The organism is Actimicrobium antarcticum (assembly GCF_039536745.1).
Classification (GTDB): Bacteria; Pseudomonadota; Gammaproteobacteria; order Burkholderiales; family Burkholderiaceae_D; genus Actimicrobium; species Actimicrobium antarcticum.
On the sequence record NZ_BAAAZE010000003.1, the window covers coordinates 119,070 to 131,835 of the forward strand.

A 12,766-nucleotide genomic window follows, 5' to 3' on the forward strand; every position below is an offset into this window, starting at 1 on the left:
CGCAAACACTGCGACCAGTCTCTGAAAGATACGGAAAAACGGCGCTCAACTCATGCAACTTACCGTATATTTCACATACCCGATTCAATATAAGGCAATGCCATGTCCGGCCAACTTCCCGACCATCTCGACATCCACCTGATCCGGATCCTGTACATGCTGCTGTCCGAAAAAAGCGTCTCGCGCGTGGCCCTGAAACTGAACCAGCCACAACCGTCGATCTCGGCTTCGCTGCGCAAACTGCGCGAGCTGACCGGCGACCCGCTGCTGGTGCGTGGCGCGCGCGGCATGGTACCAACCCAGCATGGCGAAAGCCTGCTCAAACCGGCCAAGCGCATCCTGGTCGAAACCGAGCGCCTGTTCGTGCGCAAGGTCCCGTTCATCGCGCAGGACGAAGGACGTACATTCCACATCGCCGCACCGGATTATCTGGACAGCCAGTTCCTGCCCAACGTGGTCTCCAGCCTGCGCCGCGAATCGCCGAAGAGCAAGCTGGTGATCCACGGCCTCGGCCCGGAAATCGACTACATCCGCCTGCTGTCGGACGGCGACCTCGACCTCGTCATCGCCAACTGGGGCGAACCGCCGGCCCACCTGCACCTGTCGAAATTATTCGAAGACACGATTGCCTGCTTCATGCACAGCGAATGTGCCTACGCCAAACGCACCGGCCCGGACGCCATGACGGTCGAGGATTATCTGAGCCTGCCGCATGTCGCGCCGGCACAGACGATGGCCGGCTACAACGGTGTCATCGAAGGCTTCCTGGCCAAGCAGGGCCTGAAGCGCAACGTCACCGTGCAATCGGCGTTCTTCGGATTGATTCCGTACATGCTGACGCAGACGGACCTGGTATTGACGACCGGTGAACAGTTCTTGCGGTTTTATGAAAAGACGCTACCGCTCAAGCGGTTCACGGTGCCGGTGAAGTTTCCGAAGATGCGGTATTACCAGCTTTGGCATGATCGGGTGCATCAGTCGAATGAGCACAAGTGGTTGCGCGATTTGATTACCGGGGCAGCGAAAGGGCTGACCATGCGGTGAACGAATGCGAAGCACAACGCCGGCAAACGTTGCGCTTGCCTCTCATTCAGCTCCCCCGGTACGTCGAATACGCCCAGGGCGACACCAGCAGCGGCACGTGATAATTCTCCTGCGCACTGGCAATCCCGAAGCCCAGCGTCACCCGATCCACAAACCGCGGCACCGGCACCACGACTCCCTGCGCAGCAAAGTAATCGCCAGCGGCAAAGACCAGTTCATACATCCCGACCCGCAACCCTGCGCCTTCCAGCAACGGCGCATCACAGCGTCCATCGCTGTTGGTCATGACACGGCTTAATAACGTCCGCACCCCCAGATCGATTGCGTACAATTCAATTGCGACTCCCACCCCTGGCTTGCCCGTGGTGATATCCAGCACATGCGTACTCAGCTTCCCCATTCCAACCTCCATATTCACACCATGAACCTGCCTATCACAAACAGCATATAACGATGCACCCCGGGGGATATAGTATCGAGCGTATAACTATCATCACATCCGACCGTGAAGAGGCGCAGCGTGAGCAGCCCGAGACGCCCCGCACGCAGTGGCCAGACAGCACGCGTGCCGCCACCGCAGTTTGTGCTGAATGACGAAACCTCCGCATCGATATCGCCAGTTACTGGCCCACCACGCATTTCTACAAGGCCAACGCATGACGACGACACTGGATTACCTCAATACCTGCGATGCCGAAACGTTCGCACTGACCCTGTCCGGCATCTACGAGCACTCGCCGTGGATACCGCAGCGTACCGCGTCAGCAAGACCGTTCGCTACCGCCACCGCACTGAAACTGGCATTGCAGCAAACCGTCAGCGACGCCAGCGACGCGGATCAGCTGAACCTGATCCGCGCCCATCCGGAACTGGTCGGCAAAGCCGACGTTGCACTGACCACCGAATCCACCAACGAACAGACCGCGGCCGGATTGCATCTGTGCAGCGCCGACGAGTTCGCCACGCTGCAGCAATGCAATGCGGCCTACAACCTGCGTTTCGATTTTCCGTTCATTTTGGCGGTCAAGGGACCGGATGGTCTTGGCCTGACACGCGAGGCCATCATCCGTGCCTTCAAACGCCGCCTGACCCATCAGGTCGCCGATGAAATCGCAGAAAACCTGCGCCAGATCAGTCGCATCGCCGAACTGCGCCTCAACGATCTGCTCGATACACAGCCTGCGATGGGCTTGCAGATCATGGCCTGGAGCGAGGTCATCGGCGCCTGGTCCGACGACGCCAGCGGCCTGACCTGCGCCTATCTCACCGAGGCCCATCGGCAGACCGCAGCACAGATGGTCCAATGGATGCAGGACGCCGGCATGACCGCATCGATCGATGCCGTGGGCAATGTAGTCGGCCGCTACCAGTCCGATCACCCCGATGCCAAAACCCTGATGACCGGATCGCATTACGACACCGTCCGCAACGGTGGCACCTACGATGGCCGCGAAGGCATCCTGCTGCCGATCGCGGTGATCCGGCACCTGCACCAGCGCGGCGAAAAGCTGCCCTTCCATCTGGAAGTGATCGGCTTTGCCGAGGAAGAAGGGGTGCGCTACAAAAGTACTTTCCTGGGCAGCAATGCGGTCACCGGCCACTTCGACATGTCGCTGCTGGCACGCACCGATGCCGATGGCATCACGATGCGCGACGCGCTGGAATTTGCCGGCCATGACTTCACGCAAATCCCCGCCATCGCCCGCAATCGGGCCGACTATCTCGGCTTCATCGAAGTCCATATCGAACAGGGGCCGGTCCTGCTGCAACGCAATCTGCCGGTCGGCATCGTCACCTCGATTGCCGGCAGTTGCCGTTATCTGGTCACGCTGACAGGGATGGCCAGCCATGCCGGCACCACGCCAATGACGATGCGCAAGGACGCTGCTGCCGCTGCCGCCGAAATCATCCTGCTGGTCGAGCAGCGCTGCAGCGGCATCACGTCGCTGGTTGGCACGGTCGGCCAGTTGCAGGTGCCCGGCGGGTCCGTCAACGTGATCCCTGGCGTGTGCAACCTGTCGCTCGACATCCGCGCCGCCGACGACAGCGTGCGCGATGCGGCCGTGGCCGATATCCTCAGTGGCATCGAGGCGATCTGCGCACGCCGCCAGGTCGACACGCAACTCGAACTGACCATGCGCGCAGCCGCCGCGCCGTGCGCGCCGTGGCTGATGCAGCAACTCGCCGCGGCCACCGAACGCGCCGGCGTCGCGCCCTTCATGCTGCTTTCCGGTGCCGGTCACGATGCGATGTCGCTGGTGAATCTGACCGATGTGGCGATGCTGTTTACGCGTTGTGGCAATGGCGGCATCAGCCACAATCCGCTGGAGACCATGACGGCCGATGACGCCGAGTTATCGGCGCACATCCTGCTCGATTTCCTGCGTCACTTCACGCCCAAAGCATGAGTACCCTGCTGATCCGCCATGCCCGCGTGCTGGTCACGATGGACGCCGCCCGCCGTGAAATCGGCGACGGTGCAATCTTCATCCGCAACAACGTGATCGAGCAGGTCGGCACCAGCGCCGAGTTGCCCGACCAGGCCGACGAGATCATCGACGCCACCGGCCACGTGGTCCTGCCCGGCCTGATCAACACCCACCACCACATGTTCCAGAGCCTGACCCGCGCCATTCCGGCTGCGCAGGATGTCGAACTGTTCGACTGGCTGCGCCACCTGTATCCGATCTGGTCCGGCCTGACACCGCCGATGATCGAAGCCTCGACCCAGACCGCGATGGCCGAGCTGATGCTGTCGGGCTGCACCACCAGCAGCGACCATCTGTACATCTATCCGAATGGCTGTCGGCTCGATGACAGCATTGAAGCCGCGCGGCAGATCGGCATGCGCTTTCATGCTGCGCGCGGCGCCATGAGCGTCGGTGAATCGCAGGGCGGGCTGCCACCGGACCGGCTGGTCGAAGACGAAGCCGCGATCCTGCGCGACACGCAGCGCCTGATCGAAACCCACCACGACGCCTGCCGCCATGCCATGACCCGCATCGTGGTCGCGCCCTGCTCGCCGTTTTCGGTATCACCCGACCTGATGCGAGAATCGGCGCTGCTGGCGCGCGGTCATCATGTCTCGCTGCACACCCACCTGGCCGAGAACAGCAACGACGTCGCCTACAGCCGTGAAAAATTCAACATGACGCCAGCGCAATACGCCGAATCCTGCGGCTGGGTCGGTCCCGATGTCTGGCACGCGCACTGCGTCCAGCTCGACCCGAAAGGCATCGCGCTGTTTGCGCGCACCGGCACGGGTGTGGCGCACTGTGCGTGTTCGAACATGCGGCTGGCGTCCGGGATTGCACCGGTGCGGGCGATGCTGGATGCCGGCGTGCCGGTCGGTTTGGGCGTGGATGGCAGTGCGTCCAATGATGGCGCACACATGCTCGGCGAGGTGCGGCAAGCGATGCTGCTGCAACGGGTCGGTTTCGGTCCGACTGCGATGACGGCGCGGCAGGCACTGGAAATGGCCACGCTGGGCGGCGCCAAGGTACTCAATCGCGATGACATCGGCGCGCTGGCGCCGGGCATGTCGGCCGATGTGGTGATGTTCGACATGGCGCAGATCGGGTATGCGGGCGCGCTGCATGACCCGGTGGCGGCGCTGGTGTTTTGTACGCCGACGACGGTCTCGGTGAGCGTGATCAACGGACGGGTGGTGGTGCGGGAGGGCCAGTGTACGACGGTGGATCTGGGGGTGGTGGTGGAGCGGCATAACCGGTTGGCGGCGGAACTGGTGGGGTGACGACGCCGGTTTGCAGCGGCTGATAAATTACTCTGGCCCTGCTTGCGGATTCCGACGTAAGCAGATCGCGACCGCCGCTGCCGGTGCACCACGGCGGCACTCCGCAATCCGTTTGCGGGGTCAGAGTAATTTTCGCGATACCCCTGCGAAAAAAAACTCTGACCCCGGAAACTGGCGTGTGCAGCGTGCTACCTCCGCACACCCGCACCGCCCGCTCTTGCCAACGGCTGCCAGCAGTCGCAAATCACATCCGTCGCACTTACCAACCGCCGCAAGACACATCAGCAGCAACCAGGGTCAGAGTTTTTTTTCGCAACGTTTCACCGCGAAAATTACTCTGACCCTGCTTGCGGATTCCAGCGCACGCAGATCGCGACCGCCGCTGCCGATGCGCCACGCACGGCACTCCGCAATCCGTTTGCGGGGTCAGAGTAATTTTCGCGATACCCCTGCGAAAAAAAACTCTGACCCCGGAAACTGGCGTCTGCAGCGTGCTACCTCCGTACACCCGCACCACCCGCTCTTGCCAACGGTCGCCAACCACATCAGTCGCTTTTGCAAACCACCGCAAGCCACATCGGTCGTTTTTACCAACCGCCGAAAGCCACATCAGTCGCTTTTACCAACCACCGCAAACCACACCAGCAGCAACCAGGGTCAGAGTTTTTTTTCGCAACGTTTCACCGCGAAAATTACTCTGACCCTGCTTGCGAATTCCGGAGCACGCTGATCGCGACCGTCGCTGACGGTGTGCCACGACTGAATAATTAGGGTCAGAGTCAATTAATCACAGACCAATGCGACCGCGATCAGTCGCACTCCGCAATCCGTGTGCGGGGTCAGAGTAATTTTCGCGATAAGGCCTGCGAAAAAAAACTCTGACCCCGGAAACTGGCTTCTGCGGCATGCCACCTCCACGCAACCACACCACTGCCCCCGGAACCTGCCGCGTGCAGCATGCCACCTCCCACAAAAACAAAAAGCCCCGTTCACCGATATCACGCAGTGAACGAGGCCAGCAAAACTCCCAGGCACTTACTTCGTCGGCAATTTCCCCGCCACGCCTTCCACGTAATAATCCATCTTGTTCAACGCCTCATCACTCATCGGCCCCTTCTCCAGACGGACCTTGCCGTCGTTATCCCTGACCGGACCAGCGAACGGCACCAGCGTGCCCGCGACGATGTCTTTCTCTTTCGCGGCCAGCAGGGTTTTCACATCCGCCGGGACTGCCGCGCTGATATTTTCCAGCTTGACCATGCCGTCCTTGATGCCGCCCCAGACGCTGGTCGGCTTCCATTTGCCATCGATGACGGCCTGCGCTTCTTTCGTGTAGTAAGCACCCCAGTGATGCGTGACCGCACCGAGCTGGGCTTTCGGGCCGAACTTTTTCATGTCGGAATGGTAGGCCACGGCGTACTTGCCTTTTTCCTCGGCGGCTTGCATCACGGCGGTCGAGTCGGTGTGGTTGGTGACCACATCGGCACCCTGGCCAATCAGCGTCAGGGTAGCGTCACGTTCCTTGCCCGGGTCGAACCAGCTGTTGACCCAGATGACCTTGACTTCGGCTTTCGGGTCGACGCTGCGCATGCCGCGCGTGAAGGCGTTGATCCCTTGCAGTACTTCGGGAATCGGAAACGCGGCGACATAACCGGCCACGTGCGTGGTCGACATCTTGGCAGCCAGGATGCCCGACAGGTAGCGCGCTTCGTAGAACCGTGCATTGGCGGTACCGACATTGGCGGCGGTCTTGTAGCCGGTCAGGTGGATGAATTTCACATCCGGAAACTGCCTGGCCACTTTCAGCGTCGGGTTCATGTAACCGAACGAGGTGGTGATGATCAGCTTGTTGCCCTGCTGTGCGAGGTCGCTGATGACGCGTTCGGCGTCGGCGCCTTCCGGCACGTTTTCGACGAATTTGGTCTTCACCTTGGCGCCGAGATTTTTTTCCATTTCCTTGCGACCGATGTCGTGCTGCGTGGTCCAGCCTGCATCGCCGATCGGGCTGACGTAGACAAAACCGACACCGAGCGGTTCGGCAGCGTAGGCCGGGACTGACAGCACGGCGATGGCGGCAACGGCGCCACGAACGACATTTTTAAACATGGTGTTCCTCAAGGTGTGGCTCCCGCGACAGGGCTGGTGATCCTGCTGCACCGGGCGGGCAAAGCGGCGCAACGACGGCTCATTATGGCGATCCGTCGTGCGCCCGTCATACGGATTGGCGTATAGGCACCATACCCCGTTACTGATTCGGGTTGAAGTGCTTGCCCAGTGATGCGGGCATGTTCAGCCGGATCCAGTTGGCGTTACGCGAGATCAGTACCAGCACCACGATGGTGGCCACGTACGGCAACATCGACAGCAGTTGCGAGGCGATCGGCACGCCCAGCCCCTGCATGTGAAACGTCAGGATCGTCACGCCACCGAACAGGTACGCGCCACACAGCACGCGCGCCGGACGCCAGGTTGCGAAGGTGGTCAGCGCCAGCGCAATCCAGCCGCGCCCGGCCACCATGCCCTCGACCCACAATGGCGTGTAGACCAGCGACAAAAACGCGCCCGCCAGCCCGCAGCAGGCGCCACCGAACAGCAGCGCCGACAGGCGGATACGCCGCACGTTATAGCCCAGCGCATGCGCCGACGAAGGCGATTCGCCGACCGCGCGCAGGATCAGTCCGGCACGGGTGCGGTACAAAAACCAGACGATCGCGCCGCATAGTGCGATCGACAGATACACCATCGGATGCTGCCGGAACAGCGCCACACCGAGAAATGGCATATCGCCCAGCAGTGGCAACACGGACTTCTCGTTGCGCAGGCTCTGGCCGACAAAATTGATGCCGATATAGGCCGATCCGCCCGCACCAAACAGCGACAACGCCAGCCCGGTTGCATACTGGTTGGCACCCAGCCAGACCGTCATCAGCGCAAAAAATCCGGCCAGCAGCATGCCGGCCAGTGCGCCGGCGGCGAAGCCGAGCGGCACGCTGCCGGTCTGAATCGTGATCGCAAAACCGATCACGGCAGCCATCAGCATCATGCCTTCGGCACCGAGGTTGACGACGCCGGATTTTTCATTGATCAGCAAACCGAGGGCGGCCAGCAGCAGCGGCGTGCCGGCATTGATCGATGCTGCGATCAGGGGAGCTAGTGCGTCCATTATTTTCTCCAGCGCAGTTGATAGCGGATCAGGACATCGCACGCCAGCAGCGCGAATAGCAGGATGCCCTGGAACACGCCGGTGATCGCACTCGGCATGCCCAGGCGCGATTGCGCGAGTTCACCGCCGATATAAAACAGCGCCATGATGAAGCTCGAAAAAATCACCCCGACCGGATGCAGGCGCCCGACATAGGCGACGATGATCGCGGCAAAGCCATAGCCGGGCGAGACCGATGGCGTCAATTGGCCGATCGGTCCGATCACTTCGCACACGCCGGCCAGACCCGACAGCGCACCGCAGACCAGCATCGATGTCCACAGCGATTTGCGCGACGAAAACCCGGCATAGCGCGCCGCCAGCGGTGCCATGCCACCGACCTGCAAGCGAAATCCCGAAACGCTTTTCGACAAAAATATCCAGCCCAGCACCGACGCCGCCAATGCCAGCAGGATGCCGACATGCAGGCGCGTGTGCGGCACCAGAATCGGCAGCAAGTAACCGTCGGACAGCATTTTCGATTGCGGGAAATTGAAGCCGTCCGGATCTTTCAGCACGCCATGCACCAGATAACTCAGCAGCAGCTGGGCCACGTAGACCAGCATTAGTGACACCAGGATTTCGCTGGCATTGAAGCGGTCGCGCAGGAACGCGGTGATCGCCGCCCAGGCCATGCCGCCCAGCATGCCGGCGATCAGTACCACGCTGATCATCAGCGGCCCGCCGCCGGAACCCTGATCAAAATACAGCCCGGCCGCCCCACCCGTAATCGCGCCCACCACCAGCTGCCCTTCGGCGCCGATATTGAACACGTTGGCGCGAAAGCACACCGCCAGTCCGATCGCTATCATCAGCAGGGGCGCGACCTTGATGCCGACCTCGGACCAGCCGCGCACATCTTTCAGCGGCTCCAGAAAAAACACCGCAAGACCGGTCAGCGGATTTTTGCCCAGCGCAATGAACAGCAATGCGCCGCACAGTACGGTGAGCAGCACTGCCAGCACCGGCGACAGCCACGCCATCAGCGTCGACGGGTTGGTGCGCGCTTCAAGCTTGAGCATGGCTGGCCTCGCTGTCAACGTCGCTCCACAGGCCGCTCATCCACTGACCGATCTGATCGATGGTGGCATCAGCGCGCTGGATCGAGGGCGATACCCGGCCTTTGGCAATCACGATCAGGCGATCAGAAATTTCAAACAATTCGTCCAGCTCCTCGGAAATGATCAGTAACGCGCAACCGGCGTCACGCAGCGCCAGCAGTTCGGCGCGAATCTGCGCAGCTGCGCCGACATCGACGCCCCAGGTCGGTTGCGCCACCAGCAGCACGGTGGGCGCGCGCAGGATTTCGCGCCCGACGATGTATTTTTGCAGATTGCCTCCGGAGAGACTGTTCGCGCTGGCATGCGGACCAGCGGCTTTGACATTAAAGCGCCGGATGACGGCCGCCGCAATTTCCGCAATGGCCTTGAAGCGAACCATGCCAAAACGCACCGTAGCCGATGTCTGGTGCGACAAAAGGATGTTATGTGCCAGCGACAATTCGGGCACGGCACCGCGCCCGAGCCGTTCTTCCGGCACGAAACCCAGCCCCCGCGCACGTCGGCCCGCCGCATTCATGCGACCGACCGGTTCACCATGCAGCGTGACGGTGGCCGACTCGGCACGCGGATCTTCGCCCGACAGCGCAGCCAGCAATTCCTGCTGGCCGTTGCCGGAGACACCGGCCACGCCGAGGATTTCACCGGCGCGTACTTCAAAACTCACCCCCGTAAGCTGCGTGGCAAACGGATGACTTTTGGCGAGTGACAGGTTGGTGACGGACAGCACCGTCTCGCCCGGTTGACGGTCGACATGCTGCATCGCCGGCGGCTCGGCACCGATCATCATGCGCGACAGGCTGGCGGCGGTTTCCCGGCGCGGATCGCAGACGCCGGTGACTTTTCCGCTGCGCATCACGGTACAGGTATGGCAGAGCGCGCGGATTTCATCGAGCTTGTGGCTGATGTACAGGATGCTGCAGCCTTCGGCGGCCAGCTTGCGTAGCGTCCCGAAGAGTTTTTCGACGGCTTGCGGCGTGAGCACCGAGGTGGGTTCATCGAGGATCAGCAATTGCGGTTTGGCCAGCAACGCCCGCACGATTTCGACGCGCTGGCATTCGCCGACCGACAGCGTATGCACATGGCGCTGCGGTTCGAGCTCCAGCCCGTATTCAGCGGCGGTGCTGGTGATGCGTTGCGCCAGTTCATCGAGGCGGGTGCCGGCGGGCAGGCCAAGCGCGATATTTTCTGCGACGGTCAGCGTATCGAACAGCGAAAAATGCTGGAACACCATCGCCACGCCAAGCTGGCGCGCCGCCGACGGATTCTCGATCGTGGTCGGCGTGCCATTCCAGCACATCTGGCCGGCGTCGGGCTTGACCGCGCCGTAGATGATCTTCATCAGTGTCGATTTGCCGGCACCGTTTTCGCCCAGCACGGCGTGGATTTCGCCGGGCAGGACGGTCAGGTCGACCTGGTCGTTGGCGATGACGGCGGGATAGCGTTTGGTGATTGCACGCAGGGTCAGGCGGGGGGTCATGTCTGGCTCGTCGTCATGGGAGGTGATCCTGGATTTTTTGTCTTTTTAAATTACGCCGAATTATCCTCCTCAATATATCGATCTGGCGATGGGGAATATGCGGCACTGCATATACGCAATGCAGCAGGCCAGCGCGGGGTGAACGGGATCGCTCCGGCGGTGCGATTTTTTCTGCAGGCAGCATCGATCCGGGTCTGCAACCAACTCTCGCTGTTGTTTTTTTGCTGCATTGCAATGTGCCTTTGCGGAGGTGATTTCTTGCTAATCGGCACTGCGTCTGGCTTGTGCCGACAAGGCGACCTGACATACCCCTGTGCATATACCGACTATTCGAAACTTACACTGACGGAATATTGGGATTGCCGCATCATCACTCCGCTGCCAGCCTTTGTGGCGCACCCCATTTGCCCGTTGATCGACCATAAAACCAGACTGGAGTTGTCATGTCCTGCATCAAGAAATCCCCTGCCTTTACCTTCTCACTCGTTGCCGCACTACTCGCCGGCGGTACCGCTGCCCATGCTGCAGAATGGAGCGATACATCGTTGGGATACCGCTACGGCACCAAATTCGCAGAGCCGTTCAACCCGAACGACATCAGCAAGAATATTTTTTCTCTGACGCACGCCAGCGGGTACAAATACGGCACCAACTTCCTGAATGTGGACGCGCTGCTGTCGGATAGCAAAGATCCAACCAGAGTCAACTCCGGCACCACCTCGGGTGGCGCGCAGGAAATCTACGTGGTCTATCGCAATACGCTGGACATCGGCAAAGTCAGCGGCTCCCCGATCAGCTTCGGCCCGGTACGCGGCGTTGGCATCACCGGTGGGTTTGATGTCAACACCAAGAACGACGCCGGTTACGGCTCCAAAAAACGCATGCTGGTACTCGGCCCGACGCTGATGCTGGATGTGCCTGGCTTCCTGAACGTTAGCGCATTGCTGCTTAAAGAAAGCAACCAGCCGTACGGTATCAACAGTCGCTATACCTACAAGTTGCACCCGATGCTCAGCGCTGCCTGGGGTATCCCGCTGGCGATGATCAGCGCCGTACCGACCTCGTTCGAAGGCTATGCCAACTTCATCGCCGCCAAAGGCGACAATGAATTCGGCGGTCGCACGTCACCCGAAACCAACGTCGACATGCAGGTGATGTTTGATGTCGGTTCGCTGGCTGGCATGGGCAAGAATACGTTCCGTCTGGGTGTTGAGTACCAATACTGGAAGAATAAGTTTGGTAATCCATCGACGGTTACCGGGTCGAAGGCTAGTACACCGATGGTTCGGGCTGAATACCATTTCTGATTGGCGTTTAGCGGGTTGCTGAATCGTGGGGTGGAACGGGGGGATGGCTTTCTGCGCGGTTTGCGGTTTGCGGTTTGCGGTTTGCGGTTTGCGGTTTGCGGTAGCTAAAACGGTTGGTGCTCCGTCATGACCAAGCCGGGGGCGGCCCGGCAGCCGGTCACTTCTTTTTGCTTCGCCAAAAAGACGTAACCAAGAAAAAGGCGACCGCAAGACCGCTGCCCTGCGGGTTCCCAAAAACCGGGTGCGGCAAGAGGGAAGCCCGCAAACTCGCTACGCTCAGACAGTGCGGGCTTCTGATCCTCTTGCCGCACCCGGTTTTTGGCAGCGGCCTTTTTACGCGGAATTCAAGGTCAAAATCAAGCCCAGCCTCGGTGATTGAATGATGGCCGAGCTCGCTTTGCGCGAGAATGCTTCCTCGTCGACATCGACATCGAGTTCAAAATCAGCATCAAAACCAACGTCAAAACCAACGTCAAAGCCAAGGTCAAAGCCAAGGTCGAAGCCAAGGTCAAAGCCAAGGTCAAAGCCAAGGTCAAAGCCAACGTCAAAGCCAAGGTCAAAGCCAAGGTCAAAGCCAAGGTCAAAGCCAAGGTCAAAGCCAAGGTCAAAGCCAAGGTCAAAGCCAAGGTCAAAGCCAAGGTCAAAGCCCAAAACCTACAAGGCTTTTACAAGCCATCTTTCTCGCGCAAAGCGAGCCTGACCCTGATCGAATCACCAGGGCTGTGTTTGGTCTTGACCTTGCATTCCGCGTAAAAAGGCCGCTGCCAAAAACGGGGTACGGCAAGAGGATAAGAGGCCCGCACTGTCTGAGGTGTAGCAGGGGTTTCGGATCGCATGCGATCCGCCTGCGGAACGGGATCCGCTTGCAAGCGGATCTGCGCCCTGCAAGGGTAGCGAGTTTGCGGGCCTCCCTCTTGCCGT

Annotated in this window: 10 protein-coding genes; 5 read left to right on the forward strand and 5 right to left on the reverse strand. The window is 60.5% G+C overall.

Translation table 11 applies throughout. The annotated features are described in order from the left end of the window. Positions 1 to 102: 102 nt before the first annotated feature. A complete protein-coding gene (locus ABD720_RS02460) occupies positions 103 to 1,044 on the forward strand; it encodes a LysR family transcriptional regulator (protein ID WP_344761628.1) in 942 nt (313 codons plus the stop codon). Positions 1,045 to 1,090: 46 nt separating this feature from the next. Here ABD720_RS02460 and uraH read toward each other — a convergent pair whose 3' ends face one another. Then, complete coding sequence (gene uraH / locus ABD720_RS02465) at positions 1,091 to 1,444, reverse strand: hydroxyisourate hydrolase (RefSeq protein WP_344761629.1); 354 nt, start codon at positions 1,442 to 1,444, stop codon at positions 1,091 to 1,093. Between the two features lie 256 nt (positions 1,445 to 1,700). On the opposite strand from uraH, the gene ABD720_RS02470 reads away from it, so the two are divergent. Together ABD720_RS02470 and ABD720_RS02475 are read left to right on the forward strand one after the other, a co-directional pair. Then, positions 1,701 to 3,452 (forward strand): allantoate amidohydrolase, encoded by a 1,752-nt coding sequence (locus ABD720_RS02470; protein ID WP_344761630.1) that lies wholly within the window; start codon positions 1,701 to 1,703, stop codon positions 3,450 to 3,452. Next, positions 3,449 to 4,798: an 8-oxoguanine deaminase gene (locus ABD720_RS02475; RefSeq protein ID WP_344761631.1), complete on the forward strand. Its 1,350-nt coding sequence runs from the start codon at positions 3,449 to 3,451 to the stop codon at positions 4,796 to 4,798. Before ABD720_RS02470 ends, ABD720_RS02475 begins: the two co-directional genes overlap by 4 nt. A 1,035-nt stretch (positions 4,799 to 5,833) precedes the next feature. Here the strand turns inward: ABD720_RS02475 and ABD720_RS02480 are convergent. From ABD720_RS02480 to ABD720_RS02495, 4 genes are all read right to left on the reverse strand, one after another. Beyond that, on the reverse strand, positions 5,834 to 6,904 hold the full coding sequence (locus tag ABD720_RS02480; RefSeq protein WP_344761632.1) for a BMP family ABC transporter substrate-binding protein: 1,071 nt from the start codon (positions 6,902 to 6,904) through the stop codon (positions 5,834 to 5,836). Between the two features lie 139 nt (positions 6,905 to 7,043). Continuing rightward, complete coding sequence (locus ABD720_RS02485) at positions 7,044 to 7,961, reverse strand: ABC transporter permease (protein WP_344761633.1); 918 nt, start codon at positions 7,959 to 7,961, stop codon at positions 7,044 to 7,046. Next, complete coding sequence (locus ABD720_RS02490; RefSeq protein WP_344761634.1) at positions 7,961 to 9,022, reverse strand: ABC transporter permease; 1,062 nt, start codon at positions 9,020 to 9,022, stop codon at positions 7,961 to 7,963. Before ABD720_RS02490 ends, ABD720_RS02485 begins: the two co-directional genes overlap by 1 nt. Further along, positions 9,009 to 10,538: an ABC transporter ATP-binding protein gene (locus tag ABD720_RS02495; protein WP_344761635.1), complete on the reverse strand. Its 1,530-nt coding sequence runs from the start codon at positions 10,536 to 10,538 to the stop codon at positions 9,009 to 9,011. The genes ABD720_RS02490 and ABD720_RS02495 overlap by 14 nt, the downstream gene beginning before the upstream one ends. 443 nt (positions 10,539 to 10,981) lie before the next feature. On the opposite strand from ABD720_RS02495, the gene ABD720_RS02500 reads away from it, so the two are divergent. Then, complete coding sequence (locus tag ABD720_RS02500; protein ID WP_344761636.1) at positions 10,982 to 11,845, forward strand: outer envelope protein; 864 nt, start codon at positions 10,982 to 10,984, stop codon at positions 11,843 to 11,845. A 375-nt stretch (positions 11,846 to 12,220) separates the two neighbouring features. Then, a complete protein-coding gene (locus ABD720_RS02505; RefSeq protein ID WP_344761637.1) occupies positions 12,221 to 12,598 on the forward strand; it encodes a hypothetical protein in 378 nt (125 codons plus the stop codon). Positions 12,599 to 12,766 lie beyond the last annotated feature (168 nt).

Coding starts and splice junctions, on each gene's coding strand:
- ABD720_RS02460 (WP_344761628.1), top strand. CDS start 103: ATGTCCGGCCAACTTCCCGACCATCTCGACATCCACCTGATCCGGATC.
- uraH (WP_344761629.1), bottom strand. CDS start 1,444: ATGGGGAAGCTGAGTACGCATGTGCTGGATATCACCACGGGCAAGCCA.
- ABD720_RS02470 (WP_344761630.1), top strand. CDS start 1,701: ATGACGACGACACTGGATTACCTCAATACCTGCGATGCCGAAACGTTC.
- ABD720_RS02475 (WP_344761631.1), top strand. CDS start 3,449: ATGAGTACCCTGCTGATCCGCCATGCCCGCGTGCTGGTCACGATGGAC.
- ABD720_RS02480 (WP_344761632.1), bottom strand. CDS start 6,904: ATGTTTAAAAATGTCGTTCGTGGCGCCGTTGCCGCCATCGCCGTGCTG.
- ABD720_RS02485 (WP_344761633.1), bottom strand. CDS start 7,961: ATGGACGCACTAGCTCCCCTGATCGCAGCATCGATCAATGCCGGCACG.
- ABD720_RS02490 (WP_344761634.1), bottom strand. CDS start 9,022: ATGCTCAAGCTTGAAGCGCGCACCAACCCGTCGACGCTGATGGCGTGG.
- ABD720_RS02495 (WP_344761635.1), bottom strand. CDS start 10,538: ATGACCCCCCGCCTGACCCTGCGTGCAATCACCAAACGCTATCCCGCC.
- ABD720_RS02500 (WP_344761636.1), top strand. CDS start 10,982: ATGTCCTGCATCAAGAAATCCCCTGCCTTTACCTTCTCACTCGTTGCC.